Origin of the sequence: Arthrobacter sp. AL05, from assembly GCF_029960715.1 — a bacterium.
GTDB lineage: Bacteria > Actinomycetota > Actinomycetes > Actinomycetales > Micrococcaceae > Arthrobacter.
The window spans coordinates 1-24,948 of sequence record NZ_JASBRC010000010.1 but is presented as its reverse complement, the minus strand read 5'-3'; the positions used below and the strand labels follow the sequence as shown (position 1 = coordinate 24,948).

At 66.7% G+C, this 24,948-nt stretch carries 27 protein-coding genes; 21 read left to right on the top strand and 6 right to left on the bottom strand.

The window, feature by feature from the left end; translation table 11 throughout:
- Positions 1 to 55: 55 nt before the first annotated feature.
- Positions 56 to 1,423: an ammonium transporter gene (locus QK287_RS12930; RefSeq protein ID WP_282360328.1), complete on the top strand. Its 1,368-nt coding sequence runs from the start codon at positions 56 to 58 to the stop codon at positions 1,421 to 1,423.
- Positions 1,420 to 1,758 (top strand): P-II family nitrogen regulator, encoded by a 339-nt coding sequence (locus QK287_RS12925; RefSeq protein WP_175320845.1) that lies wholly within the window; start codon positions 1,420 to 1,422, stop codon positions 1,756 to 1,758. The genes QK287_RS12930 and QK287_RS12925 overlap by 4 nt, the downstream gene beginning before the upstream one ends.
- A gap of 98 nt (positions 1,759 to 1,856) precedes the next feature.
- Here the strand turns inward: QK287_RS12925 and QK287_RS12920 are convergent, their stop codons facing one another.
- Positions 1,857 to 3,245 (bottom strand): glucose-6-phosphate dehydrogenase, encoded by a 1,389-nt coding sequence (locus tag QK287_RS12920; protein ID WP_226773367.1) that lies wholly within the window; start codon positions 3,243 to 3,245, stop codon positions 1,857 to 1,859.
- A gap of 152 nt (positions 3,246 to 3,397) precedes the next feature.
- Between QK287_RS12920 and ffh the strand changes: the two genes are divergently transcribed.
- The 19 genes from ffh to QK287_RS12825 all read left to right on the top strand — a co-directional run bounded on the left by ffh (position 3,398) and on the right by QK287_RS12825 (position 19,456).
- Positions 3,398 to 4,984, top strand: a complete 1,587-nt coding sequence (gene ffh / locus QK287_RS12915) for a signal recognition particle protein (protein ID WP_226773366.1) — start codon at positions 3,398 to 3,400, stop codon at positions 4,982 to 4,984.
- 58 nt (positions 4,985 to 5,042) lie between these two features.
- Positions 5,043 to 5,792, top strand: coding sequence for an alpha/beta hydrolase (locus QK287_RS12910; RefSeq protein ID WP_282360324.1), 750 nt, complete (start codon positions 5,043 to 5,045; stop codon positions 5,790 to 5,792).
- A 38-nt stretch (positions 5,793 to 5,830) separates the two neighbouring features.
- Positions 5,831 to 6,913, top strand: coding sequence for an amidohydrolase family protein (locus QK287_RS12905; RefSeq protein WP_282360322.1), 1,083 nt, complete (start codon positions 5,831 to 5,833; stop codon positions 6,911 to 6,913).
- 102 nt (positions 6,914 to 7,015) lie between these two features.
- On the top strand, positions 7,016 to 7,891 hold the full coding sequence (locus QK287_RS12900; protein ID WP_226773363.1) for a VOC family protein: 876 nt from the start codon (positions 7,016 to 7,018) through the stop codon (positions 7,889 to 7,891).
- 226 nt (positions 7,892 to 8,117) lie between these two features.
- Positions 8,118 to 8,555 (top strand): hypothetical protein, encoded by a 438-nt coding sequence (locus tag QK287_RS12895; protein WP_226773362.1) that lies wholly within the window; start codon positions 8,118 to 8,120, stop codon positions 8,553 to 8,555.
- A 206-nt stretch (positions 8,556 to 8,761) separates the two neighbouring features.
- The gene (gene rpsP, locus QK287_RS12890) at positions 8,762 to 9,184 is read left to right on the top strand and encodes a 30S ribosomal protein S16 (protein ID WP_104175432.1); all 423 of its coding nucleotides are present in this window, start codon (positions 8,762 to 8,764) and stop codon (positions 9,182 to 9,184) included.
- A gap of 1 nt (position 9,185) precedes the next feature.
- Positions 9,186 to 9,428: an RNA-binding protein gene (locus tag QK287_RS12885; RefSeq protein WP_253032537.1), complete on the top strand. Its 243-nt coding sequence runs from the start codon at positions 9,186 to 9,188 to the stop codon at positions 9,426 to 9,428.
- 111 nt (positions 9,429 to 9,539) lie between these two features.
- A complete protein-coding gene (gene rimM / locus QK287_RS12880) occupies positions 9,540 to 10,175 on the top strand; it encodes a ribosome maturation factor RimM (RefSeq protein ID WP_282360321.1) in 636 nt (211 codons plus the stop codon).
- The gene (trmD, locus tag QK287_RS12875; RefSeq protein WP_282360319.1) at positions 10,176 to 10,985 is read left to right on the top strand and encodes a tRNA (guanosine(37)-N1)-methyltransferase TrmD; all 810 of its coding nucleotides are present in this window, start codon (positions 10,176 to 10,178) and stop codon (positions 10,983 to 10,985) included.
- Positions 10,986 to 11,215: 230 nt separating this feature from the next.
- Positions 11,216 to 11,575, top strand: coding sequence for a 50S ribosomal protein L19 (gene rplS / locus QK287_RS12870; RefSeq protein ID WP_282360318.1), 360 nt, complete (start codon positions 11,216 to 11,218; stop codon positions 11,573 to 11,575).
- A gap of 101 nt (positions 11,576 to 11,676) precedes the next feature.
- On the top strand, positions 11,677 to 12,357 hold the full coding sequence (gene lepB / locus QK287_RS12865; RefSeq protein ID WP_282360317.1) for a signal peptidase I: 681 nt from the start codon (positions 11,677 to 11,679) through the stop codon (positions 12,355 to 12,357).
- Positions 12,358 to 13,200 carry a signal peptidase I gene (gene lepB / locus QK287_RS12860; RefSeq protein WP_282360316.1) on the top strand — a complete coding sequence of 281 codons (843 nt, stop codon included), beginning with the start codon at positions 12,358 to 12,360 and terminating at the stop codon, positions 13,198 to 13,200.
- Positions 13,201 to 13,211: 11 nt separating this feature from the next.
- Positions 13,212 to 13,877: a ribonuclease HII gene (locus tag QK287_RS12855; RefSeq protein ID WP_282360315.1), complete on the top strand. Its 666-nt coding sequence runs from the start codon at positions 13,212 to 13,214 to the stop codon at positions 13,875 to 13,877.
- A gap of 127 nt (positions 13,878 to 14,004) precedes the next feature.
- Positions 14,005 to 14,331, top strand: coding sequence for a DUF2469 domain-containing protein (locus tag QK287_RS12850; protein WP_226773354.1), 327 nt, complete (start codon positions 14,005 to 14,007; stop codon positions 14,329 to 14,331).
- 136 nt (positions 14,332 to 14,467) lie between these two features.
- Positions 14,468 to 14,824: a YraN family protein gene (locus tag QK287_RS12845; RefSeq protein WP_282360314.1), complete on the top strand. Its 357-nt coding sequence runs from the start codon at positions 14,468 to 14,470 to the stop codon at positions 14,822 to 14,824.
- Positions 14,825 to 16,372 (top strand): YifB family Mg chelatase-like AAA ATPase, encoded by a 1,548-nt coding sequence (locus QK287_RS12840; RefSeq protein WP_282360313.1) that lies wholly within the window; start codon positions 14,825 to 14,827, stop codon positions 16,370 to 16,372.
- A 67-nt stretch (positions 16,373 to 16,439) separates the two neighbouring features.
- A complete protein-coding gene (gene dprA, locus QK287_RS12835) occupies positions 16,440 to 17,630 on the top strand; it encodes a DNA-processing protein DprA (protein WP_282360312.1) in 1,191 nt (396 codons plus the stop codon).
- A 99-nt stretch (positions 17,631 to 17,729) separates the two neighbouring features.
- The gene (locus QK287_RS12830) at positions 17,730 to 18,656 is read left to right on the top strand and encodes a tyrosine recombinase XerC (protein WP_282360311.1); all 927 of its coding nucleotides are present in this window, start codon (positions 17,730 to 17,732) and stop codon (positions 18,654 to 18,656) included.
- Between the two features lie 296 nt (positions 18,657 to 18,952).
- Positions 18,953 to 19,456, top strand: coding sequence for a DUF3145 domain-containing protein (locus QK287_RS12825; protein WP_056426723.1), 504 nt, complete (start codon positions 18,953 to 18,955; stop codon positions 19,454 to 19,456).
- Between the two features lie 123 nt (positions 19,457 to 19,579).
- On the opposite strand, the gene fabF is transcribed toward QK287_RS12825, so the two are convergent.
- The 5 genes from fabF to QK287_RS12800 all read right to left on the bottom strand — a co-directional run bounded on the left by fabF (position 19,580) and on the right by QK287_RS12800 (position 24,665).
- Positions 19,580 to 20,815, bottom strand: a complete 1,236-nt coding sequence (gene fabF / locus QK287_RS12820) for a beta-ketoacyl-ACP synthase II (RefSeq protein WP_282360310.1) — start codon at positions 20,813 to 20,815, stop codon at positions 19,580 to 19,582.
- A gap of 155 nt (positions 20,816 to 20,970) precedes the next feature.
- A complete protein-coding gene (locus tag QK287_RS12815; RefSeq protein ID WP_018773434.1) occupies positions 20,971 to 21,216 on the bottom strand; it encodes an acyl carrier protein in 246 nt (81 codons plus the stop codon).
- A gap of 129 nt (positions 21,217 to 21,345) precedes the next feature.
- Positions 21,346 to 22,407: a beta-ketoacyl-ACP synthase III gene (locus QK287_RS12810; protein ID WP_253032544.1), complete on the bottom strand. Its 1,062-nt coding sequence runs from the start codon at positions 22,405 to 22,407 to the stop codon at positions 21,346 to 21,348.
- Entirely contained in the window at positions 22,404 to 23,333 is a 930-nt protein-coding gene (locus QK287_RS12805) for an ACP S-malonyltransferase (RefSeq protein WP_282360308.1), read from the bottom strand. The genes QK287_RS12810 and QK287_RS12805 overlap by 4 nt, the downstream gene beginning before the upstream one ends.
- 87 nt (positions 23,334 to 23,420) lie before the next feature.
- The gene (locus tag QK287_RS12800) at positions 23,421 to 24,665 is read right to left on the bottom strand and encodes a helix-turn-helix domain-containing protein (RefSeq protein WP_282360306.1); all 1,245 of its coding nucleotides are present in this window, start codon (positions 24,663 to 24,665) and stop codon (positions 23,421 to 23,423) included.
- Positions 24,666 to 24,948 lie beyond the last annotated feature (283 nt).

The window sequence follows — 24,948 nt, the reverse complement described above, 5'->3', positions numbered from 1 at the left end:
GAGAATTCCGCAACATTAACTTTCCGACCGCATCCAAGCAAGGAGGACGTGCACCATGGAACTTACCGCAGGTCACGTATGGCTAATGGTGGCAGCAGCACTCGTGCTGTTCATGACACCCGGACTCGCATTCTTCTATGGCGGCATGACGCGCGCCAAGGCCGCCCTGAACATGATGATGATGAGTTTTATCTCCATCGGCATGGTTGGTGTCGTCTGGGTGCTCTGGGGCTCCTCGATGAGCTCCGGCGAGGGCTTCCTGCAAATAGTAGGGAATCCTTTTGCCACTTTCGGTCTGGAGGGCATCAACACCCCTGACGGGCTCATCAAGGTCGGCTACGCAGCCACCTTCGCGATCATTACCGTCGCACTGATCAGCGGCGCAATTGCTGACCGCGCCAAGTTCGGCGCCTGGTCCGTCTTCGTCCCCGTCTGGGTCACCCTGGTGTACGCGCCGCTGGCCTACATGGTCTGGGGCGGCGGGCTGTTCAGCGCGGACGGCGCCATCGGCAAGGCCCTCGGCCCGGCAATCGACTTCGCCGGCGGCACCGTGGTCCACATCAACGCCGGTGTAGCAGCACTGATCCTCGTGCTGATCATCGGTAACCGCAAGGGCTTCGGCAAGGACCCCAACCACCGCCCGCACAACATCCCCTTTGTGATGCTCGGTGCCGCCATCCTGTGGTTCGGCTGGTTCGGCTTCAACGGCGGCGCAGCAACGACGGCGGAACAGGGCGGCCTGATCTGGGTCAACACCCTGGCGGCCCCCGCCGCGGCAATGCTCGGCTGGCTCGTCACGGAACGGATCCGCGATGGTCACCCCACCTCACTCGGCGCAGCCTCCGGTGTGGTCGCCGGCCTCGTCGCCATCACCCCGGCCTGCGCCAATGTCAGCCCGGTTGGTGCGCTCTGCCTCGGCGTTGTGGCCGGTGTGGCCTCCGCGCTCGCCGTCGGTCTCAAATTCCGCTGGGGTTTCGACGATTCGCTTGACGTTGTTGGTGTCCACCTTGTCTCGGGCATCATCGGCACCGTGGCCCTGGGCTTTATCGCCCTCCCGGCTGATGGTGTCGGCGGCGGCCTCTTCTACGGCGGCGGCTTCACCCAGCTCTGGGCCCAGCTCGCAGTGGCCGGCATCGCCATCACCTACTCCGCAGTGATGACTTCGATCATTGCGTTTGCGATCCACAAGACCATGGGTTTCCGGGTTTCCCCGGAACAGGAAGTGGTGGGCGTGGACCTGAGCCTGCACGCCGAAACGGCCTACGAATTCGGAGTCGGCGGGCACGGCGGAAGCTTCACGCCGCTGCACGAACTCATTACCGGCAAGGCCCAGGCCGCAGCGGCCCCGGCCGCCCGGACGGTGGACCCGGCAGCCAACGGCAAAACGACCGCAGCAGCGGGTAAGGAAAGTGTGGAGGCATGAAACTGATCACAGCAATTGTCCGGCCGGAAAAACTCGACACTATCCGTGAAGGGCTTGAAGCCTACGGCGTGCAGGGCCTCACGGTCAGCGCAGCAAGCGGCTACGGCCGGCAGCGCGGCTACACCGAGGTGTACCGCGGCGCCGAGTACAACGTGGACCTGCTGCCCAAGATCAGGGTAGAGGTGCTGGCGACCGACGAACAGGCAGACGACATCCTCGATGTCATCATCGCCAGCTCGAACACCGGCCGCGCCGGTGACGGCAAGGTCTGGACGATGGATGTGTTCGAAGCGGTGCGGGTCCGCACCGGGGAACGCGGAGCGGCGGCAATCTAGCCGGGCGCTCAACAAGAAGCGGGCCGGGAACCTGGAAGGGTACCCGGCCCGCTTCTTCTCTGTCCCGGTGGCTCCGGCGGGAAGCACAGCGGCGGCCCTCAGGCCAGCCAGCCCTCCGGTCCGCCGCTTCCGGCTGCGTACTCTTCAAGCGGTGCGCTGTCCCGGTCCCAGGCCTTCAAGACCGGCCCCAAGATGCGCCAGCAGTCTTCGGCGGTATCGGCGCGGACCGAAAGCAGGGGGTCCCCGGTCAGGACCCCTTCGAGCACCTCCCCGTACGGCAGCAGATCGGAGGCGCTGAGCTCAGCCTTGAGGGTGGCGCGGTCCAGGCTGAGGACGTCGCCGGGGCCGTTTACATCGACGTCGAACTGGAGTGTGTCCGGTCCGAAGCCGATCCTGAGCTGGTTGGGGGAAGCCACCCCGCTGAAGCCCTTGGGCAGCTGCGGGACCGGGCGGAAGGTCACCACGGCTTCCTTGCGTTGGGTGCCCAGGGCCTTTCCGGAGCGCAGGATAAAGGGGACACCCTGCCACCTCCAGTTCTCGATCTGCACCTCGACCTCGGCCAGCGTCTCCGTGCCCCGGGACGCGTCTACGCCGTCCTCCTTGGCATAGTCCGGTACCTTCCGGCCGTCGATCGATCCCGCGGTATAACGGGCGCGGCGGGTGCTTTTCGCGAAGGGCGCCTTGATGCTGCTGGCCCGCAGCACCGTCGCCACGGCATCGCGGAGATCGCGTTCATGTACCGAGGCCGGTGGCTCGATCGCCATCAATGCCATGATCTGCAACAGGTGGCTCTGGATCATGTCGCGCAGGGCGCCGGCGCCGTCGTAGTAGCGGGCCCGGCCCTCCAGCGCGAGGTCCTCGTCGAAGACAATCTCGACCCGTTCGATGTGCTCGCGGTTCCACACCGGCTCCAGGAAGGCGTTGGCGAACCGGAGCCCCAGGATATTTAGAACCGTCGCCTTGCCCAGGAAGTGGTCCACCCGGTGAATGTGGTCCTCCGGGACCAGCGCGGCCAGGGTTTCGTTGAGGTGCCGGGCTGACTCCTCGCTGGAACCGAACGGTTTTTCCATCACCAGGCGGGTCCCCGCGGGCACCTGGCCGGGATCCAGCGCCTCGCACGCCAGCTGGCTGATATGCGGCGGCAGGGCGAAGTAGACCGCCACGGGCCCCTGCAGCTCCGCCAGCAGGCCGGCCAGTTGCCCGGCCGCGGTGACGTCGATCCGGCGGTAGCTGGTGGTGCCGCGGATGCGCTTCAGCTCCCGCCGGCCATCTGCACCGGCCTGGGAGTTCGCGTCGGCGAAGGACTCTTCGAGGCGTTCGGCCCATTGGTCCGGGGTCCAGGGATCCGAGCCGGCGCCCACCAGGGTCAGTCCGCCGGCACGTCCCCGGGAGACGAGCCGGGCGAGACCCGGCAGCAGCAGCCTGCCGGTCAGGTCGCCCGAGGCGCCCAGGATGAGCAGGGTCTTTACTGAATTTTGACTGGTCACCTACGTCAGCATGCCATCATCAAGGCGCGTCTTGGTACCCTAGATAGTCGAGTCCCGTTGTCGAGGCGGTTCGTTCAGGCGAACCTCAGTCGCGACACTGGCGAGCCGGACCGGCCGCCAACTGTAGATCCACTGAAAGAAGTGCACGGCGCGTGTTCAATTCACTCTCTGACCGGTTGACAGCAACCTTCAAGAACCTCCGTGGCAAGGGCCGCCTGACCGAGGCGGACGTTGACGCTACGGTCCGCGAAATCCGGCGCGCCCTCCTGGACGCCGACGTCGCCGTTCCGGTGGTCCGCGAATTCACCGGCAGGGTCCGCGAGCGGGCCCTCGGAGCGGAAGTCTCCGCAGCGCTGAACCCGGGCCAGCAGATCGTCAAGATCGTCAACGAGGAGCTCGTCGAGATCCTGGGCGGCGAAACCCGCCGGATCCGCCTCGCGAAGACCGGCCCCACGATCATCATGCTGGCCGGTCTCCAGGGTGCCGGCAAAACAACGCTGGCAGGCAAGCTCTCCAAGCACCTCAAGGCGCAGGGCCACAGCCCCATGCTGGTGGCCTGCGACCTGCAGCGCCCCAATGCCGTCACGCAGCTCCAGGTGGTGGGCCAGCGTGCCGGGGTGCCGGTCTTCGCCCCGCACCCCGGCGCCACCTCCACCGAGCTGGACCACCCGGCCGGCGACCCGGTCGCCGTCGCCCGTGCCGGCGTCGAAGAAGCAAAGCGGACGCTGCACGATGTTGTGATCGTGGATACCGCCGGCCGGACCGGCGTCGACGCCGAGATGATGGAACAGGCACGCCAGATCCGCCGGGCCATCGTTCCGAATGAAGTGCTGTTTGTGGTCGACGCCATGATCGGCCAGGACGCCGTCAACACGGCCATGGCCTTCGACGAAGGCGTCAACTTCACCGGTATTGTGCTCTCAAAGCTCGACGGCGACGCCCGCGGCGGTGCCGCGCTTTCGGTAGCCTCCGTCACCGGCAAGCCGGTGATGTTCGCGTCCACCGGTGAAGGCCTGGACGACTTCGAGCTTTTCCACCCGGACCGGATGGCCTCACGCATCCTTGATCTCGGTGACGTGCTGACCCTGATTGAGCAGGCGGAGAAGTCCTGGGACAAGGACGAAGCTGCCCGGATGGCGAAGAAATTCGCCGACCAGGAAGACTTCACCCTGGACGATTTCCTGGCCCAGATGCAGCAGATCCGCAATATGGGTTCCATGAAGAAGATGCTCATGATGATGCCGGGAGCGCAGAACATCCGGCAGCAGCTCGAGCAGTTTGACGAGCGCGAGATCGACCGCGTCGAGGCGATCGTCCGTTCCATGACGCCGCACGAACGTGTCGCACCCAAAATCATTAACGGTTCCCGCCGGGCCAGGATTGCGCGCGGTTCCGGTGTGCACGTGTCCGAGGTCAACGGCCTGCTGGAACGCTTTATGCAGGCGCAGAAGATGATGAAGAAGATGGCTGCCGGCGGCGGCATGCCCGGAATGCCGGGGATGCCGGGGATGGGTGGCGGCGGGGCCCGCAAGGGCGGAAAGAGCGCGCCCAAGAAAAAAGCCCGCTCCGGCAACCCGGCCAAGGCCGCCCAGGAGCTCAAGGACGCCCAGGCCCGCCGGACCGAGGGTGCCAAGGCACTGCCGACCGGTGCCTCGTTCGGGCAGCAGGGCACAGACTTCGACCCCTCCCAATTGAACCTGCCCAAGGGTTTTGACAAGTTCCTCGGCGGCGGCAAATAGGCGCTGGCGGCAGCGATGTCGGCGGCCCGTTGTCGGACCGGTGCCATAGGGTTAGACCATGTTCAAGCAGCGCGTAGTCTTCGTCCACGGGGCGGGCAGTTTCGGCGCTGCCGCGTGGCCGAAACAGCATGGTATGGCGCTGAGCTACGACGCCCTGTTCCTGCGCCGGCACGGGTATGACCCGGTCGAGGAGCCGCTGGAAACGGACTTCTGCGCCGATGCCGCCATTGTGCTGCGGGCCCTGGCCGACGACGGCCGCGGCCAGGCCGGCGGACACGTTGTGGCACACTCCCAGGGGGCCATCGCCGCGATGATGGCCGCCGTCGAACGGCCTGAGCTGGTGCACTCGCTGACCCTGGTGGAGCCGGCCTGTCTGTCACTCACCGCGGAGCTGCCGGCGACGGCAGCGCACCGGGCGCTGATGCAGCCGCTCTTCGAGGTCCGCCAGCACCTAAGCGATGAGGACTTCCACCGCGAATTCGTCCGCCGGGTGTTTGCGGCCCAGAGCCCGGCCCAGGCGGGCCTCGGTGACCCGAACCCGGAAGACCAGCGTGAGGCGTGCCGCCTGCGTCTCCAGGCTCCGGCCTGGGAAGCTCCGCTGCAGATCGTCCCCGGTGTCCCCACTTTGGTGCTGACCGGCGGCTGGGAACCGCTGTATGAAGAGATCGCAGGCTATTTGCGTGACACCGGTGCCGTGCACCGCACAGCGGCGGGCGGGCACAGGCCCCAGGACTCGGCGGAGGGAAACCGGCTGATCCGGGCGTTTATCGCCGATGTCGGCCGGCAACAGCACGCCCATGCCTCCTAGCCGTTTCCGGAAGCGCCCTGCGCAATAGGCTTGATCCCATGACCCGCATCATCGAGTTCACCGGACCCATCCTTACCGGCCCCGACCGGGAACGCCGGGGCCTCTGGTCGGTCGACGGCCTGCTGACCTTTGACCGTCCCGCACTCGCCCCGGACCTCGTTCTCGACGGCTGGGTCATCCCCGGGCTGGTTGACGCGCACTGCCACATCGGACTGGGTCCGGGCGGGGACGTGCCGGCGCAGCTGGCGGAGGAACAGGCCAGGACCGACCGTGACGCCGGCACCCTGCTGGTCCGCGACGCCGGAGCCGTCCACGACACCCGCTGGCTCCAGCACCGGACGGAGCTACCGCGCATCATCCGTTCCGGCCGGCACATCGCCAGGACCCGGAGGTACCTCCGTGGCTTCGCCGTCGAGGTGGAGCCCCGGGAGCTGGTGGAAGCCGTGCGCAAGCAGGCGCGCGCCGGCGACGGCTGGGTCAAGCTGGTGGGGGACTGGATCAACCGCGACGACGGCGACCTCGCCCCCTCGTTTCCCGCGGCGGTGCTCAAGGACGCCGTCTGGGCCGCCCACGATGAAGGCGCCCGGGTCACGGCCCATTGCTTCGCCGAAAGCACCCTGGATGACATGCTGGACGCCGGAATCGACTGCATCGAACACGCCACGGGCCTGCTGCCGCGGCATCTTCCGAGATTCGTCGAACAGGGTGTGCCGATCGTCCCCACGCTCATTAACATCGCCACCTTCCCCGACATCGCCGCACAGGCCGAGGCAAAGTTTCCCCGGTACGCGGAGCATATGCGCGCCTTATGGGAGCGCCGGGCAGAACGTGTCCTTGAGGCCTTCGAAGCCGGCGTCGCCATCTATGCCGGGACGGACGCCGGAAGCGTTATTAGACATGGGCGCATCGTTGATGAAATCCAGGCGCTGCACGCAGCCGGGCTGCCGGCCCTTGCGGCGCTCGACGCCGGCGCATGGGCCGCCCGGGACTGGCTGGGCGCGCCCGGTATCACCGACGGCGCCAGCGCCGACGTCCTGGTCTGCACAGAGGATCCACGCGGCAACCTGGCCGCACTGCAGGAGCTGAGGCACATCGTGCTGCGCGGCGAACCGGTCCGTTAGGGATAAACCCGGCTCACTTGGAATAAGTTGAAGCTTCAAGTACTTTAGATATATATCTAGGTCATCGAGCGTCGGTGGCCCTCAAAGCACCGGAGTGATCACATGACCGCAGAAGCCAGCACCCAGGATCTCCTTCCGGCCGCCCTGACGATGGGCGCCGTGATGCTCAAGGTTGGCGACCTGAAGCTTATGACCGACTACTACCAGCGCGCCCTCGGCCTGGACATCGTGGCCGAGCAGGACGGCGGCCTCTACCTCGGGCGCCGGCAGAAGCCGCTGGTCCACCTCGCGCCGGCGCCCGGACTGAGGGCCGCGTCCCGCGGCGAGGCCGGCCTCTTCCACACCGCGTTGTTGTTCGAGGACCAGCAGTCCCTCGCCGCCACCGTCGCCAGCGCCGCGCAGTACCAGCCGCAGTCCTTCAGCGGCAGCGCCGACCATCTGGTCAGCGAAGCCTTCTACTTCACGGATCCCGAGGGCAACGGGATCGAGCTGTACTGGGACCGCCCACGTGACGCCTGGTCCTGGGACGGCAAAAACGTGATGATGGACAGCCTGGCCCTCCCGCCACAGCGCTACCTGGAAGAGTTCCTCACCGAGGAGTCCGTGGCCGGGCAGCGCGAGGCCAGCGCCGGCGTTGGGCATGTCCACCTGCAGGTCGGCGACGTCCGGTCCGCCGAGGATTTTTATGTCGGCACCCTCGGATTCGAAAAAACGCTGGCCATGCACGGCCAAGCACTGTTCGTCTCGGCCGGCGGCTACCACCACCACATGGCCATGAACGTCTGGAACAGCCGGGGCGCCGGACCCCGCCGGGACACCCTGGGGCTCGGCGAGGTGCTGATCGAAGTACCGGCCGGAGACGACGTCGGGGCCCTCGCGGACCGCCTCAAGGCTGCAGGGGTCCAGTCCCACCACACCGGGGCTGAACTGCGCTTCGAGGACCCGTGGCGGAACCGGATCCGCGTCGCCGTGCGCTGAGCGCGGAAGCGGGCTGGGCAAGGCTCTGGACATGTCCACTGGTGGCCGGCAGGGGAGTTGGACGTGTCCACTGGTCGCGGCCGGAAGTGGGCATAGCGGGGATATGTCCAGTGGTTGCGGGCGGCGGAGGGCATGTCCATCCCGGGCGCGGCTGCAGTGAAGCGGTTAGGCTGAAGAGACGCCAGCAATGCGGCCCGGCGCCGCCAGACAACTAAGGACGAGCTCCATGGGATTCACCGAAGTCTTTGTCTCCACCCACGATGAAGCCCTCAAACGTGCAGCCGCACTCGACGGCGGGGCTGCAGCCATTTCCGCGGCGGTGCGGATTGCCGAGATTACCGACTTTGAAATAGAGCGCCTCGGCGACCTGGCGGGAACCGCCGTCCACGCAGCCGGCGCCGACTACGAGCTGGCCATGGTGGACGTCGCCAGCGATTCCCTGCTCGGGGTCCCGCCGGCGATGGTCCGCGCGCTGGCGGAACTGCTCAGCTATGAGACCGAAGGTGAAGGCGAAATCCTCGACGACGTCGCCGAAAGCTGGGCGGCCGAGGAGGACATGCCCTTTGGTGCGGAGCAAGCCGTCCGCTATGTCCGCCAGCTCGCCGACCTTGCCGCCGCCGTCGACCCCGCCAGCAAGTCCGGGCTCTACGTCTGGACGTCCTGACGCGCCGGATGTCCTTTGACCGGACCGGTTGCGGGTGTCAAGTCGAAATCCCCGCGCTGATCTGGCACAATGGACAGGTACTTGATCTGCGTGGCCCCTCTCTCCGCGTCCGGATCTTGTCCTTTTAGAACCCCCTAGTACGGCCCGCCCCACGGGTGCAGAACGCCGGGCTCGACCCCGTTTCAGAAACAGGAGTGACCACAAAAGTGGCCGTAAAGATTCGCCTTAAGCGCTTTGGCAAGATGCGCGCACCGTACTACCGTATCGTCGTCATGGACGCACGCTCCAAGCGTGACGGCCGTGCCATCGAAGAGATCGGCAAGTACCACCCGACCGAAGAGCCCTCGTACATCGAGGTCGACACGGACCGTGCCCAGTACTGGCTCGGCGTCGGCGCACAGCCGTCCGAGCAGGTCGCCGCGATCCTCAAGATCACCGGTGACTGGCAGAAGTTCAAGGGTCTCCCGGGCCAGGAGGGCACCTTGAAGACCAAGGCTCCCAAGGCTGCCTTCGTTACCCCGGAAAAGGGTTCCGTGATTATCCCGGAAGCCATCACCAAGAAGGCCAAGAAGGACGACGCAGCCGAGGCCCCCGCCGACGCAGCAGCAGAGACCACCGAGGCTGAGTAAATTGCTGGCAGAAGCGCTCGAACACCTCGTCCGCGGGATCGTTGACAGTCCTGAGGATGTTAAGGTCAGTGCGAAGAACAACCGCCGCGGGGACACCCTCGAAGTGCGCGTTCATCAGGACGACCTCGGACGGGTGATCGGCCGCCAGGGCCGCACCGCACGCGCCTTGCGCACTGTGGTGGCGGCGCTGACGGACGGCGAACCGGTCAGGGTCGACGTCGTCGATACCGACCGCCGCCGGTAACGCTTTCAGCAGCATTTGTCTTGAGTCCGGCCCCTTCACCAGATAATGGTGGAGGGGCCGGACTGTTTTCCCCCTAGATCCACATCCCCATTTACCCGAACAGAGGAACAGATGCAGCTTCAGGTGGCACGAATCGGCAAGCCCCACGGCATCCGCGGCGAAGTGACTGTCCAGGTGCTCACCGATGCGCCCGGCGACCGCTTCGTCCCCGGGACCCAGTTTGTGGTGGAGCCGGCCACAACAGGGACGCTCACCGTCCTCAGTGCCCGCTGGAACAAGGACATTTTGCTGCTGGCGTTCGAAGAGATCGAGACCCGCAATGAGGCGGAGACCCTCCGCGGCGCCAAACTCTTTGTTGAAACCGAAGAACTCGACGATGATGACGATGATGAAGGCTGGTACGAGCACGAACTCGAAGGCCTGGAGGTGCGCGTCGGGGACGCGGTGGTCGGCAAGGTCTCCGGCCTCCGGACCCTTCCGGTCCAGGACCTGCTCGTAGTCACCGCTGCCGACGGCACCGAAGTGCTGATCCCGTTTGTGGAGCAGATTGTCCCCGAGGTCAATGTCGGGGAAGGCTACGTCCTGGTCACCCCGCCGCCGGGACTCTTTGAGGTCAATGCCGAGGACGAGGCCAAGACCGGCGACACGCCGGCGTCCGCCCCCGCGGCGACCAATGCTGCCGGGTCCGCCACCGCCCCCGCGTCGTCCGCTGCGGCAGTGTCCGACGACGCAGGAGACGTCGCCTAAATGAGGGTCGACGTCGTCAGCATCTTCCCCGAGTACCTGGCACCGTTGGAACTGTCCTTGATTGGCAAGGCCCGCCAGGACGGGCTGCTGGAGCTCAACGTCCACGACCTCCGCGGGTTCACCGCGGACCGGCACCGAACCGTTGACGACACCCCGTACGGCGGCGGAGCCGGCATGGTCATGAAGCCCGAACCTTGGGCCCAGGCCTTGGCCGCCGTCGCTGCGGACCGGCCGGTCGGCGCAGCGAAGCCGGTCCTGATCGTGCCATCGCCGGCGGGGGAGCGGTTCAGCCAGGCCACGGCCCACAAGCTGGCGGAGGAAGACCGGCTGGTGTTCGCCTGCGGACGCTACGAGGGCATCGACGAGCGCGTGATGGAATGGGCCGCCGAACACTTCGACGTGCGCCCCATGAGCCTGGGCGACTACGTGCTCAACGGCGGCGAAGTGGCGGTCCTGGCGATGGTGGAGGCCATCGGACGCCTGTTGCCCGGCGTCGTCGGCAACCCCGAATCCCTCGTCGAGGAATCGCACTCGGACGGGCTGCTCGAGTACCCCGTCTACACCAAGCCCGCCAGCTGGCGGGATCGTGAGGTTCCGGCGGTGCTGCTCAGCGGCAACCACGGCAAGATCGCCCAGTGGCGCCGGCACGAACAGTACCGGCGTACCGCCGAACGCCGTCCGGACCTGCTTGCGGAGTTCGACGCCGGCAAGCTGCCGCGCGCGGACCGTACCGCTTTCGCGGACCTCGGATACAACGTCGTCGACGGCCGCCTGCTGCGCCGCGCCGACGCCGGCGGCCAATCCGATTGACCGGATTGGCTGGATGGCCCCGGGTGTGGCAAAATTAGTCCTTGTGCCTGCTGGGTTGCGAACCTGCCACAGGGGGAGCGTCACCAACAGCGCGGCACCCCGGCTCCGTCAATTCCTGACAGGGCCGGAGCGACACTTTTTCGGCGGGAATTTCCGGGCCGCTCTTGCGCCCGGGCTTGGCCGCCGTGACCTAACGTGAAGGACCTGTGGCGTTCACCAGGAGTGAATCAATGCATATCCTCGATTCCGTAGACGCAGCCTCGCTGCGCACCGATGTTCCGACGTTCCGCGCGGGTGACACCCTCAAGGTTCACGTGAACATCATCGAAGGCAAGAACTCCCGTGTCCAGGTATTCCAGGGCTTTGTCCTGGGCCGCCACGGCGACGGTCTCCGCGAAACCTTCACCGTCCGCAAGGTCTCCTTCGGCGTCGGTGTGGAGCGTACCTTCCCGGTGCACTCCCCGATCATCGACAAGATCGAGCTCGTCTCCAAGGGCGACGTGCGCCGCGCCAAGCTGTACCACATGCGCAACCTGCGTGGCAAGGCCGCGAAGATCAAGGAAAAGCGCGACTTCCAGCCCGCAAAGTAAGTCCTTCCGGACTACTAGTGGTCCACCGACCGTGTCCGGCCAGCGCCGGAACATCCTTGACAGCGCTGTTTGCGTCATAAATGCGCTGGAGGATACGGATCATGGAACACACACAACGCCAGCCCAGGAAACTCGGCTGGCGTTTTGTGTTGCTGGCCGTGTTGCTGGCCGTGCTCATCAGCGGCCTGGTCCGCTCAGTCTGGCTCGACGTCTACTACATCCCCTCCGCGTCGATGGAGCCGCTCCTGCGCGAGGGGGACAGGATCCTGGTGTCCCGAACGGACTTCCGGGCCGAGCCGGTGGGCCGCGGCGACGTCGTTGTCTTCGACGGCCGCGGCTCTTTCGCCCCGCTCAACAGCGGCAACGGCCCGGTGCTGGACTTTCTCAGCGGCGTGGGGCACTGGGTCGGCGTGTCAGGTGCAGATGAAAGCTACGTCAAACGCGTCATCGGCCTTCCCGGTGACCACGTGGTCTGCTGTGACGCCGGCGGCCACCTCACAGTGAACGGCCAGCAAGTTGCGGAACCCTATCTGTACGGGGGGGACGCCCCAAGCGAACTGAAATTCTCCGTGCTCGTTCCGCCCGGCCGCCTCTGGCTGATGGGGGACCACCGCTCCCTGTCCGCCGATTCCCGCAGCCTTCTGGGCGCCCCAGGCGGGGGCATGGTGCCGCTGGAGCGCGTGATTGGCAGGCCGGTTCAGATCATTTGGCCGCTTGATAGATTTGCAGCAGTAGCTCGGCCGTCCGCGGCCACCACCACGACAGCGAAGAACGGACAGTAGATGCCCGAGACCGGACCCCGGAATCCCGATCCGCAGGGCCAGGACGAGCCCTGGGTTTCCTCGGCAATCCCAGCCAGGGAGCACGCTGCGGATCTTCCGGCCGCGGGCGGACCCGCCCATGCGGGTCGCGCGTCGAAGCGTGCCCGCAAGGCGAAAGCCCAGGAGCGGCACAGTCCGCTGTTCCTTTGGGTGAAGGAAGTGGCCACCGTGGTGCTCGTCGCCATTGTGCTGTCCTTCCTGATCAAGACCTTCCTCTTCCGGGCCTTCTACATTCCGTCCGAGTCAATGGTCAACACCCTGGACGTCAACGACCGCATCTTTGTGAACCTTCTGGTCCCGGAACCGTTCGCCCTGGAGCGCGGCGACGTCGTGGTGTTCAAGGACACCCAGGGCTGGCTGGTTCCTGCGGCACAGAAGGCGGCTGGTCCGTTCAGCTGGGCGCAGGACAGCCTGACATTCATCGGTCTGCTGCCGGACAACTCGGAGCAGCACCTGGTGAAGCGCGTGGTGGGGCTTCCGGGCGACCACGTGGTCTGCTGCGACGCCGGGGGCCGGCTGATGGTTAACGGCGCGCCGCTGGACGAGTCCTACATCAACCCCGCCGAGGTGCCCCAGGCCCGCGACTTCGATGTTGTGGTTCCCGACGGCAAGGTTTGGGTCATGGGCGATAACAGGAATCATTCCGCCGACTCGCGCGCCCACCCGGACAGCAACGGAGGCTTCGTCAACATCGCCGACATCGAAGGACGGGCGGCCGTCATTGCGTGGCCGCTGAACCGCATCGGCGGCCTCGACAACTACCCCGACGTGTTCCGCGACGTACCCGCGCCGGCCGGAAAGTAGCGGCAGCAGCGATGTCCCAAGCCCCCACCCTCGACTACGAGCGCCGCTTCCGAAATGCGGGCGCCCGACTCGTCGCGGGCGTTGACGAGGTGGGCCGCGGTGCCCTCGCCGGACCCGTCAGTGTGGGAATCACTGTGGTGGACCTCGAGCAGCAGGTGCTGCTCGCCGACGTTAGGGACAGCAAGCTGCTCAAGGTGGCGGACCGTGAGCGGCTGGTGCCGCTGGTCCGGAGCTGGAGTGTGGCCAACGCCGTTGGGCACGCCACAGCGAAAGAGATCGACGACGTCGGCATCGTCGCGGCGCTGCGGCTCGCCGGCACCCGTGCCTGGCTCGCCGTCCTCGCCGCCGGGGTCACCCCTGACGTTGTGCTGCTGGACGGCAGCCACAACTGGCTCTCGCCGGTGGCCCAGCCATCCCTGTTCGAGGACGGCCCGGTGGAACCGGGCTGCGACGCGCCGGTGCACACACTGGTCAAGGCGGACATGCAGTGCCTGAGTGTCGCGGCCGCATCCATCCTGGCCAAAGTCGAACGCGACGGCATCATGCGCGGGCTGCACAGCGAATACCCGGCCTTCGGCTGGGACGTCAACAAGGGCTACGGCACGGCCATACACAAGGATGCGCTCCGAGCCGCAGGGCCCACGCCGTACCACCGGGTGAGCTGGCAGCTGCTCTAGTCACCGCCCCGGCGCCGGTTATCAAACTTGCCGCCGGGGCGACTGCGGGACCGCCGGGGAGGGTCCGGGGCCCGCCGCGGGACGGACCGTGGCGCGCGGGCCACGCCGGATGGTGCAAGATGGAACCATGAGTGCCGAGGACCTTGAAAACTATGAAACCGACATGGAGCTGCAGCTTTACCGCGAATACCGCGACGTTGTCGGCCTGTTCAGCTATGTGGTCGAGACCGAACGGCGCTTCTATTTGGCCAACCATGTTGACCTGCAGGCCCGCAGTGCCGACGGCGAGGTCTATTTCGACCTGACGCTCCAGGACGCCTGGGTCTGGGACGTTTACCGCTCCGCCCGCTTCGTCAAGAGCGTCCGCGTAATTACCTTCAAGGACGTCAACGTCGAAGAGCTCCCGCGCAACGAGGAGCTCGGCCTTCCCAAGGTCGGCGACCTGGGGAACTGACCCGGTTTACCGGCGATGACCGCGGTACTGCCGGGGCGGCAGCGCACTCCTCTGGCCAACGCTTTCGCCGCCGTGGTTTTCCACATAGCGTCCTGACGCCCTAGGCTGCCCCGCGCCGCCGCCGCACGCTGGTTACATGAGAGCTAAAGACGTGCTGGGCCGGCGGGGCGAGGAGTTCGCGGCCGGATACCTGGAAGCCCGCGGCATGCGGATCCTGGACCGCAACTGGCGGTGTTCCGAGGGCGAAGTAGACATTGTTGCCCTCGACGGCGACACCTTGGTCATCGCAGAGGTGAAGACTCGCAGCTCCCTGGACTATGGGCATCCTTTCGAAGCCGTCGGCGTGGACAAACTGGCCCGGCTGCACCGCCTCGCTTCCGCGTGGTGCCGCGACCACAGCCGGCGGGCACCGCTGCGCCGACTGGATGTGATTGCCGTCCTCGACGACGGCATCGGCGAGCCCACTATCGAACACCTCAAAGGGGTGGGGTAGGTGGCTCTCGGGCGGAGCTACTCCGTGGCGCTTGTGGGGCTCAACGGCTACATCGTTGAAGTCGAAGCCGACATCGGCCAGACCCTCCCGGCGTTCATCATTTTGGGTCTGCCCGACGCGTCCCTGAACGAAGCGAAGGAACGGATCCGCAGCGCCGCCCAGAACTCGGGCATTCCGCTGAGCCGGCGGAAAATCACGGCCAACCTCATCCCGGCGTCGTTGCCAAAACGCGGCTCCGGCTTCGACCTAGCCATCGCCATGGCGGTCCTGCTGGCTTCCAATGATGTGCGTTCCACCGGCCGGACAGTGTTCATCGCGGAACTGGGGCTGGATGGCCGGCTGCGGCCCGTCCGCGGGGTTCTTCCCGCCGTGATGGCTGCGGTGCGGGCAGGCTACTGCGACATTGTTGTGGCGCGGGCAAACGCCGCCGAAGCTGAACTCGTGCCCGGCGCGCGGGTGCATGGTTACGCCACCCTGGCCCGGCTGGCCTTCGATTTCGGTGCTGATCCGCAGGATTTGGCCCTCGACTTCGAGCCCGATCCCGGGACCGGCGAACCTCGGGCCGAAGCAGAGGGGCCGAGCCTCACACCACCGGATATGTGCGACGTTTCCGGCCAGGCGGATGCCCGCAGGGCCCTGGAAGTCGCCGCCGCCGGCGCTCACCATCTGCTTTTGACCGGCCCGCCGGGAGCCGGGAAAACGATGCTGGCCGAGCGGCTTCCCGGCCTCCTGCCGGACCTTGGTGACGCCGAGGCAATGGAAGTCACTGCCATCCATTCGCTCTGCTCACTGGCCTCGTCCTCCCTGCAACTGGTGCGCAGGCCGCCGTATGAGAACCCCCACCACACCGCCACCTCAGCGGCCATAATAGGCGGTGGCTCCGGGCTCCCACGGCCCGGGGCCGCTTCCCGGGCGCACCGAGGTGTGCTGTTCCTCGATGAGGCGCCGGAATACGAGCGCCGGGTCCTGGATGCGCTCCGGCAGCCGCTGGAGAGCGGCGAACTCGTACTGCACCGCTCGGCTGGGACAGCGGCGTACCCTGCCCGCTTCCAGCTTGTTCTCGCGGCTAATCCGTGTCCCTGCGGCAAGGCCACAGGCAAAGGAATTGACTGCATTTGTACCCCGACGATGCGCCGGCGGTATCTGGCCCGGATGTCCGGGCCACTGCTGGACAGGGTCGACATCCAGCTGCAGGTGGAGCGGGTGTCGTTGGCCGATTTTGGCCAGCCCGGGGTGGAGGAGGATACCGCCACCATTGCGTCCCGTGTCCGGGCTGCCCGGACACGGCAGCTTCAGCGGCTGCTGCCGTTCGGCTTGGAGACTAACGCCCAAGTGCCCGGTCGTGTACTCCGGGGCGCCCTCCGCCTCAGTGCTCCCGCAACCCGGATCCTGGACCATGCCCTGGAGCGCGGGATGCTGACCGCCCGCGGTTACGACCGGGTGTTGCGCCTGGCCTGGACCGTGGCGGATCTGGCCGACCACGACATCCCGGCAGCAGACGACATCGGGCTGGCACTCAGCCTCCGGCAGGCAACCCCTGCTGCCTGAGCGCCCCTGCCTGCCGGCACGGTCAAGCGGCAGCCCCTATCCAGCCATCGTGTAAAAGGACGCCACCATGACAGAGAATGAACGGACCGCCCGGGCGGCGTTGTCGCGGCTTTTTGAGCCGCAGGACTGCACCGGCCTGGCTCTGGTGCGCATCGCCGGCGCTGCGGATGCGCTAAGAATTGCCACCGGTGAGATTCACGCCGGCACGGAACTGGAGCGTGACATATTTCTCCTCCTGGAGGAGACCGGGTCCGCCGGCGGCTGGACGGGGCTGGCGACGGCCCGGAAGCGCTGGGCACCGCGAGTCCAGGACCTGGCCCCCGAACGCGACCTTGCCACCATCCTGAGGCTTGGCGGGCGCCTGGTCATGCCCTCCGACGAACTATGGCCCCGCCAGTTGGCAGACCTCGGACTGCAGGAGCCGATCTGTCTGTGGTGGCGAGGAAATGAACAGGAGCTGCCGCCGCCTGCCACATCCGTTGCACTGGTTGGCTCGAGGGACAGCACCTCCTACGGCGCCTCCGTAACAGGCGATCTCGCGTATTCACTGGCGCAGCGGGGGTTCACGATTATCTCGGGCGGCGCCTACGGGATCGATGCACACGCCCACCGAGCCGCCCTCGCCGGCGGAACCGACGGCGGCCTGCCTACCATCGCCGTGATGGCAGGGGGAGTGGACCGCTTCTATCCCGCCGGCAATGAGGACCTGCTGCGGACCGTCGCGAACCAGGGGGCAGTCCTGGCCGAGGTTCCGCCCGGTTCTGCCCCGACGCGGTACAGATTCCTGCAACGGAACCGGCTGATCGCCGCGCTGGCCTCGGTCACGGTTGTGGTGGAGGCCCGGTGGAGGTCGGGGGCGCTGAACACGGCACACCACGCGGAAGCGTTGGGCCGGGCAGTCGGGGCAGTTCCCGGCTCGGTGCACAGCGCCAACTCCGCAGGTTGCCATCGGCTGCTCCGGGAAGGCGGTGCAGTCTGCGTCACTGACGCGGGAGAGATTGCGGAGCTTGCCTCTCCCAGCGGCGAATCGTTGCCCGAGGACAAGACCGGCCACGCAGCAGTCCAGGATGGGCTGACTCTGGAGGACCTGATCCTGCTCGACGCGCTGCCGCTGCGAACCACAACCTCGGTGGACAAGCTCACCACCGTCGCGGGACTCAGCCTCGATTCCGTCCGCGCGGGCCTGGGCCGGCTCGGGCTCCTGGGACTGGCCGAAGCGCACCGCGGCGGCTGGAAGCGGTCCGGGAAGGCCGGGTGAGGGTCCGGGGACATGGCCGGGAGTGCCACGGAGGGCAGCCGACCAACGGCTCGCCGTCGGGCTCCCTGACCACCGGGCGATTACTGCGAGAGTAGGGGAGTGTCCACTCAGCAGATCCCGGCCGTACTGGCCACCGCCGGCCAGCGCTTCGGCCGTTACCTGGAGGCCGAACGCGGGCGATCTCCCCATACGGTGCGCGCCTACCTCTCCGACGTCGGTTCTCTTCTGGAGTATGCCGCCTCTGAAGGAGTGGAGGAGCTGCGAGGATTGGAGCTTGGCACTTTGCGGCGCTGGCTCGGAGCCCAAAGCGAAGCGGGCATCTCCCGTGCCACCTTGGCCCGCCGGTCCGCCACGGCCCGCGCCTTCACCGCCTGGGCTGTCCGGGAAGAACTCATCGTCGCTGACCCCGCGCTGCGGCTGAAGGCGCCCAAACGGGAGAAGTCGCTGCCCGGGGTGCTGCACCAGCAGCAGGTCCTTCGGCTGGTTGGAAATGCGGAATCAGCGGCAGCGGAAGGCGGACCCGTACCGCTGCGCAACCGGGCCATGGTTGAGCTGCTCTACGCCACCGGCATCCGGGTCGGTGAGTTGGCAGGCCTGGACGTGGACGACCTCGATCCCGACCGCAGGACCTTGCGGGTACTCGGCAAAGGCAACAAGGAACGGACAGTGCCGTACGGGCTTCCCGCTGCGCTCGCCGTCGACGACTGGCTCCGCCGCGGCCGTCGCGTCCTAGCCACTGACGCCTCCGGTCCCGCGCTGTTCCTGGGGGCGCGCGGTAAACGGGTCGACCAGCGGCAGGTCCGCAGCGTCGTCCACGACCTCTTGGAAGCTCTGGGGGACACCGCAGCCACCGGACCGCACGCCCTCCGGCACTCTGCCGCCACGCACCTGCTCGACGGCGGGGCCGACCTCCGCGCCGTGCAGGAAATTCTGGGACACAGCAGCCTGGCCACCACCCAGATCTACACCCATGTCTCCGTCGAGCGGCTTCGGCAGAGCTATCAGCAGGCCCATCCGCGCGCCTGATCCCGCCGCCGCACGTCGGCCCGGCTAGCGGGACCGGTCCCTGAGGTTACGCTGCGCGGCGCGCCGGGAAAGACGCGCCGCGGTGCACTGGCGTAATGCGGTAGCGTACGGCAGAATGAGACTCACGCCCGGCAACTTTCAAGTGCCGCTTGAAGCTCTTAGCCTCCAGCAGCACCAGGAACCGGGCCCTAATTTAATAGTCTGGCGAGGACCATCCGCAGCGCGGAACCGAGCAAGAGACACACATCCAGGCAGAGGTCGTTGGGGAAGACGTACCTACAGCTATGGAGGATGGAATGTCTGTTGCACTAACCCGCGGTGTGTTGTTTGTTCACTCTGCCCCAACTGCCCTGTGCCCCCACGTTGAGTGGGCCATAGGTTCCGTTGTGGACAAGCGGACGGATCTTGAGTGGACTGCTCAGCCAGCAGCGCCCGGAATGTTCCGGGCTGAACTTTCGTGGACCGGAAACCCGGGCACGGGGGCGCAATTGGCGTCTGCTCTTCGAGGCTGGGCGCACCTGCGCTACGAAGTCACCGAAGAACCCAGCCAAGGCGTTGATGGCGGCCGCTGGTCACACACACCCGAACTTGGCATCTTCCACGCCGTCACCGACGTGCACGGAAACATCATGGTCTCCGAAGACCGAATCCGCTACGCCTACGAATCCGGTGCCGGCGACCCTTCTGCGGTTTACCATGAGCTCTCCCTGGCCCTCGGCGAAGCCTGGGACGAAGAACTCGAACCCTTCCGGCATGCCGCCGAAGGTGCACCGGTACGCTGGCTGCACCAAGTCGGCTAAGACCCGCCAGCCAGGAGTCACCGCACCACATCCCCATAGCTCCGCCGAGATGACAGATGGCGGCAACGTTCACTAAGAACATTGCCGCCATCTGTCATTTCGGCGTGCTGCGGGCAGTTGGAGCTAGACGCTCCGCACCGCGATCACGGCGTTGTGGCCGCCGAAGCCAAAGGAGTTGCTCAGTGCCGCAATGCTGCCGGAGGGCAGGTCGCGGGCTGTTGTAACTACGTCGAGGGGGATTTCCGGGTCCTGGTTCTCCAGGTTGATGGTGACCGGGGCTTTGCGGTCATACACGGCCATCACGGTCAGCACGGCTTCCACCGCACCGGAGGCGCCCAGCAGGTGCCCCATCTGCGACTTGGTGGCCGAGACCGCGACACTGTCCAACTGCTGGCCCAAAGCCGCCTTCAGGGCCGCGTACTCGGGCTTATCGCCGACCGGAGTGGAGGTGGCGTGCGCGTTCACGTGCACCACGTCCTCGGGCTGGATACGCCCGTCGAACATTGCAGCTTTCAGCGCGCGGGTGGCGCCGAGGCCCTGGGGGTCCGGGGCGGTGATGTGGTAAGCGTCTGCGGTGACCGAGGTGCCCGCGAGTTCTGCGTAGATGCGGGCACCTCGGGCCAGCGCGTGTTCCTCGGCTTCGAGCACGAGGGCGCCGGCGCCCTCGCCCATCACAAAGCCGTCGCGGTCACGGTCGTAGGGGCGTGAGGCGTGCTCGGGATCGTCGTTGCGGCGCGAGAGGGCCTGCATGGAGGCAAATGCGGCAATCGGCATCGGGTGGATGGCGGCTTCGGCGCCACCGCACACAACGACGTCGGCCTTGCCGGAACGGATCAGGTCAAGGCCCATGTGAACAGCTTCGGTGCCGGAGGCACACGCGGAGACCGGAGTGTGTGCGCCGGCGCGGGCACCCAAGTCAAGGCTGACGGCGGCGGCCGGGCCGTTGGGCATCAACATCGGCACGGTCATGGGCAGTACGCGGCGGGGGCCCTTTTCGCGCAGGGTGTCCCAGGCGTCCAAGAGGGTCCAGACGCCGCCAATGCCGGTGGCGAATGCCACGGCCAGGCGGTCGTGGTCGATTTCGGTGATGCCGGAGTCGGCCCACGCTTCGCGGGCGGCGACAACAGCGAACTGCGTGGACGGGTCCATGCGCTTGGCCTCGACCCGGCTCAGGACCTCCGTGGCGGGGGTGGAGGCGCGGGCGGCGAAGTGGACGGGCAGCTCATACTTGGCCACCCAGTCGTCCTCGAGCGTATGCGCGCCGGAGACGCCCTTCAGCGCGTTCTTCCACATCGTGGGGACATCGCCGCCAATGGGTGTGGTGGCACCCAGACCGGTAATGACTACTTTGCGTGCCATGGGATCACTCTCTGTCGGTGCGCCTGCCGTGTCCGGGACTTGGGTAAGGCTGCCGGGGCCTGCGTTGCGAAAAACGTTGGGGGGTGGAGCGGGTGGTGGTGCACATGGCGCGGTCCGGGGGTGCACTTGCGCCCCCGGACCGGCCGGGGCCGGAACTAGGCCTGTGCGTTCGCGATGAAGCTGACGGCGTCGCCGACGGTCTTGAGGTTCTTGACTTCTTCGTCCGGGATGCGCACGCCGAACTTCTCTTCGGCGTTGACGACGATCGTCATCATCGAGATGGAGTCGATGTCCAGGTCCTCGGTGAAGGACTTGTCCATTTCGACAGCCTCGGTGGCGAGGCCGGTCTCTTCGTTGACGATTTCAGCCAGGCCGGCCAGGATCTCTTCGTTGCTAGCCATGATGGCTCCTTTTCTTGTTATTGCCGTGGGCTGCCGTTGTGCCGGCAGCTTCGGGCGGGAATGACTCAAACCGAGGGTTCGGCTTGTTGTGGGATGTGAAGACGGGGGAATGTGGCGGAACCCGGGGGCTCAGGGAAGCACGATGACTTGGGCACCGAAGACCAGTCCGGCACCGAAGCCGATCTGCAGTGCCAGGCCGCCGCTGAGCTGCGGGTTTTCCTGCAGCAGCCGATGGGTGGCCAGGGGGATGGACGCTGCGGAAGTGTTGCCGGCGTCGGCGATGTCCCGGGCGATGATGACCGTCCCGGGAAGCTTCAGTTTTTTGGCCATCTCGTCGATGATCCGCATGTTCGCCTGGTGCGGAATGAAGGCCGCGAGATCGTCGGCGGTGATGCCGGCGGCGTCCAGCGCCTGCTGCGCGACTTTGGCCATCTCCCAGACTGCCCAACGGAACACCGTCTGGCCGTCCTGGCGGAGCGTCGGCCAAAGCGCCGGATCCGCGACGGCGGCTTCCCCGGTACCGGGAGCACCGCCCTGCGCTCCCGCCGAGGCCGGACCGCGGAGATCCAGCATGGAACCGGTCATGCCGATTGCGTCCCACTTGCTGCCGTCCGAGCCCCAAACCGACGGGCCGATGCCCGGGGTCTCGGACGGGCCGATCACGACGGCGCCGGCGCCGTCGCCGAGCAGGAAGGAGATGGTTCGCTCGGTGTTGTCGATGACGTCAGAGAGCTTTTCCGCGCCGACCACAAGGACGTAGTCGGCAGCGCCGGACCGCACCAGCGCATCGGCTTGGGCGATGCCGTAGCAGTACCCGGCGCACGCGGCGGAGATATCGAAGGCGGGGGCCGGTGTGGCACCCAGACGGTCTGCGAGGCTCGCCGCAGCGGACGGGGTGGCATAGGGGTGCGTCACGGTGGAGACGATGACGGCGCCAAGCTGGGAGGCCTCAATGCCGGCCTTCTGCAGGGCTTCTCGGGAAGCGCCCTCAGCCATGTCAATCACGCTGATGTCAGCGGAGGCGCGGTGCCGGGTGATGATGCCGGTCCGCTGGCGGATCCACTCATCGGAGGAATCAATCCACTGGCAGACGTCCTCATTGGTGACGATCACGTCGGGACGGTAGGCTCCGACTCCCATAACGCGGGTGTTCTCGTGCAGCGGGGCCTGCTTTAATGTGGGCACACTCATGCCTGTCCTTCCAGTTCTGCGAATAGGGCCAGGGCGGCGGAGAGGTCGTCCGGGGTCTTGACGGTCACGGTCTTCACACCCGGCATACCCCGCTTAGCGAGTCCGGCGAGTGTTCCGGCCGGAGCCAGTTCAATCACGCCGGTCACGCCGCGCTTCACGAGTGTTTCCATGCAGAGGTCCCAGCGGACCGGGCGGGAAACCTGTGCGATCAGGCTTTCGACGGCGGCGGCACCATCGGTGATTTCCGCGCCGTCGAAGTTGGACAGCAGCGGCACCTGCGGGTTCCGCGGGTGCAGCGCGGGGCGAAGGGCCCGCAGCGCCGCGACGGCGGGGGACATGTGCGAGGTGTGGAATGCGCCGGCCACCTTCAACTGGATCACCCGGGCCTTGGCCGGCGGGTTCTCCGCGAGGGCCTTGAGCTGGTCCAGGGTGCCGGCCGCGACGGTCTGGCCGGCGCCGTTGACGTTGGCGGCCGTGGCGCCGCAGGCCTCGATCGCGGCCAGGACCTCGGCCGGGTCGCCGCCCACCACCGCGCTCATGCCGGTGGGGGTTGCCGCGGCGGCAGCTGCCATGCTGTTGGCGCGTTCCCGGACAAACGTCATGGCTTCGGTCTCCGTGAGCACACCAGCCAGGGCGGAGGCAGTGATTTCGCCGACAGAGTGGCCGGCAAGGATAACCGGGAGGGTGGCCAGCTCGACGTCGAACAGCGACTGGGCCGCCACCAACCCGGCGGCGACGATCAACGGCTGGGCAACAGCCGTATCCTTGATGGTCTCCTCGTCCGACGTGGTGCCGTGGGCGGTGAGGTCGATCCCCGCGATCTCGCTGAGCGAGGCCAGATGGCCTGCGACGGGCGGCAGTTCCAGCCAAGGGGCCAGAAAACCGGGGGTCTGGGAGCCCTGTCCAGGGCAGACGATTGCAAGCACGTATCCAGCTTTCCAAACTACGGCGTGATTATCGGTGTATTCGTGCACCAAGCTCACAGGGTCACTTTGTAGGAAGTCTACAACTGCTCAGGGGCTGTTGCGCGACGGCTGACGTTCCACGGCGGGCTTCGGCGGGGTCGCCAGCCGGCCAACGACCAGAGCCGTCTGGAGCACAAAAGCCTCCCGGGGCAGCAACGGATCCCAGCCGGTGACGTCACAGACGCGCTTGAGCCGGTAACGCACGGTGTTGGCATGGACGAAGAGTTCACGGGCTGTGGCCTCGAGTGAATGCCCAAGCTCGAGGTAGGTCCCGAGAGTCTCGACGAGGCCGTTGGACGCCGCGATCAGGGGACGGTAGATGTTCTTGACGAGGGAGCGGCGCGCCGCGTCGTCGCCGGAGATGACTCTTTCCGGCAGGAGGTCATCTGCAGCAACCGGGCGCGGCGCGGCTGGCCAGGCACGGGCGGCGGTCAGCCCCGCGAAGGCGGACTGCGCCGAGCTGCTGGCCTCCAGCAGGGAGCCGGCTTCGGCGCCGTAAACGACCGGCCCGGGCGCGAAGAGTTCAGCCAGCTTCAGGTACGCGGTCTCCCGGTCGTGGACCCCGCCAAGGATCAGGATAAGACGGTCGCCCTGGATTCCGACAAGGGCGTCTTCGGCGAAACGCCCGGCCGTGCGGCGCAGTTCGCTGACATAGCTGGCATTGGGTTCGGACGGAGTGTTGCCCACCATAACTGTGAAGCGCTCCTGCGCTTTCCAGCCCAAGGCGGCAATCCGGGACCGCAGGGCGTCGGTGTTTTCACCGCGCAGGATGGCGTCCACAATGAGTGCTTCCAGCCGGGTATCCCACGAGCCGCGGGATTCGGCGGCCCGCGCGTAGACATCCGCTGCGGCGAACGCGACCTCGCGGGAGTACCGCAGGACCGCCTCGCGCAGCGCTCCCTGGTCCGCTTCCGGTGCGATCACCGGCACTTGGTCCTCCACCACTTCCACCACAATCCGGATCAGCTGCAGGGCTTTTTGCAGGCTGATGGAGCGGGTGAGCTCGGTCGGCGCGGTGCCGAAAACGTCGGAGAGAATCCACGACGGCGAGCTGGGACGTTCGAACCAGGTGACGAACGCGGCAATGCCGTTTTGCGCCACCATGCCCAGTGCCGAACGTTCGTCCGAGTTCAGCCGGCTGTACCAGGGCAAGGACTTCTCCAGCTGGCGCAGTGTCGTGGTGGAGAGCTGGCCTACACTGGCCCGAAGTTTCTTGAGCGTCTCAACCTTCTCCGGAGACATCGCCCTTGAGGCAGGCTTGCGTTTTGCGGCAGTGGTGATCGGCTCGGACATGCATCGAGCATACGGGGCCTGCCGCCCAAGCTCCATTTGTGCAAAGGCTACAACGGCCTTTGTGCTGGATCACAGTATTGTCCGCCGCCGGGGGTGTCCGGGTTCCCGGGCGTTAGGCATTAACGACGACGGCGGTCCCGCCTTCCGGTGGGGACCGCCGTCGTTCCGTGCTGAGCTGACTCTAGGAGTCGCCGCCCGCGTTGCCGGTGGTGCCGGCATTGACGTTGTGCAGGCGGTATTTTTCGATTGCCTGGGCGGGTGCTTGGGCGTCTACTTCGCCGCG

Excerpts from the sequence above, each read along its gene's own strand:
- QK287_RS12825 (WP_056426723.1), top strand. The coding sequence starts at position 18,953 with ATGTCTGTTGCACTAACCCGCGGTGTGTTGTTTGTTCACTCTGCCCCA.
- rplS (WP_282360318.1), top strand. The coding sequence starts at position 11,216 with ATGCATATCCTCGATTCCGTAGACGCAGCCTCGCTGCGCACCGATGTT.
- dprA (WP_282360312.1), top strand. The coding sequence starts at position 16,440 with ATGACAGAGAATGAACGGACCGCCCGGGCGGCGTTGTCGCGGCTTTTT.
- QK287_RS12895 (WP_226773362.1), top strand. The coding sequence starts at position 8,118 with ATGGGATTCACCGAAGTCTTTGTCTCCACCCACGATGAAGCCCTCAAA.
- QK287_RS12910 (WP_282360324.1), top strand. The coding sequence starts at position 5,043 with ATGTTCAAGCAGCGCGTAGTCTTCGTCCACGGGGCGGGCAGTTTCGGC.
- lepB (WP_282360317.1), top strand. The coding sequence starts at position 11,677 with ATGGAACACACACAACGCCAGCCCAGGAAACTCGGCTGGCGTTTTGTG.
- QK287_RS12800 (WP_282360306.1), bottom strand. The coding sequence starts at position 24,665 with ATGTCCGAGCCGATCACCACTGCCGCAAAACGCAAGCCTGCCTCAAGG.
- QK287_RS12850 (WP_226773354.1), top strand. The coding sequence starts at position 14,005 with ATGAGTGCCGAGGACCTTGAAAACTATGAAACCGACATGGAGCTGCAG.
- lepB (WP_282360316.1), top strand. The coding sequence starts at position 12,358 with ATGCCCGAGACCGGACCCCGGAATCCCGATCCGCAGGGCCAGGACGAG.
- rimM (WP_282360321.1), top strand. The coding sequence starts at position 9,540 with ATGCAGCTTCAGGTGGCACGAATCGGCAAGCCCCACGGCATCCGCGGC.
- QK287_RS12905 (WP_282360322.1), top strand. The coding sequence starts at position 5,831 with ATGACCCGCATCATCGAGTTCACCGGACCCATCCTTACCGGCCCCGAC.
- QK287_RS12855 (WP_282360315.1), top strand. The coding sequence starts at position 13,212 with ATGTCCCAAGCCCCCACCCTCGACTACGAGCGCCGCTTCCGAAATGCG.
- QK287_RS12925 (WP_175320845.1), top strand. The coding sequence starts at position 1,420 with ATGAAACTGATCACAGCAATTGTCCGGCCGGAAAAACTCGACACTATC.
- trmD (WP_282360319.1), top strand. The coding sequence starts at position 10,176 with ATGAGGGTCGACGTCGTCAGCATCTTCCCCGAGTACCTGGCACCGTTG.
- QK287_RS12845 (WP_282360314.1), top strand. The coding sequence starts at position 14,468 with ATGAGAGCTAAAGACGTGCTGGGCCGGCGGGGCGAGGAGTTCGCGGCC.
- QK287_RS12815 (WP_018773434.1), bottom strand. The coding sequence starts at position 21,216 with ATGGCTAGCAACGAAGAGATCCTGGCCGGCCTGGCTGAAATCGTCAAC.
- QK287_RS12900 (WP_226773363.1), top strand. The coding sequence starts at position 7,016 with ATGACCGCAGAAGCCAGCACCCAGGATCTCCTTCCGGCCGCCCTGACG.
- fabF (WP_282360310.1), bottom strand. The coding sequence starts at position 20,815 with ATGGCACGCAAAGTAGTCATTACCGGTCTGGGTGCCACCACACCCATT.
- QK287_RS12810 (WP_253032544.1), bottom strand. The coding sequence starts at position 22,407 with ATGAGTGTGCCCACATTAAAGCAGGCCCCGCTGCACGAGAACACCCGC.
- QK287_RS12930 (WP_282360328.1), top strand. The coding sequence starts at position 56 with ATGGAACTTACCGCAGGTCACGTATGGCTAATGGTGGCAGCAGCACTC.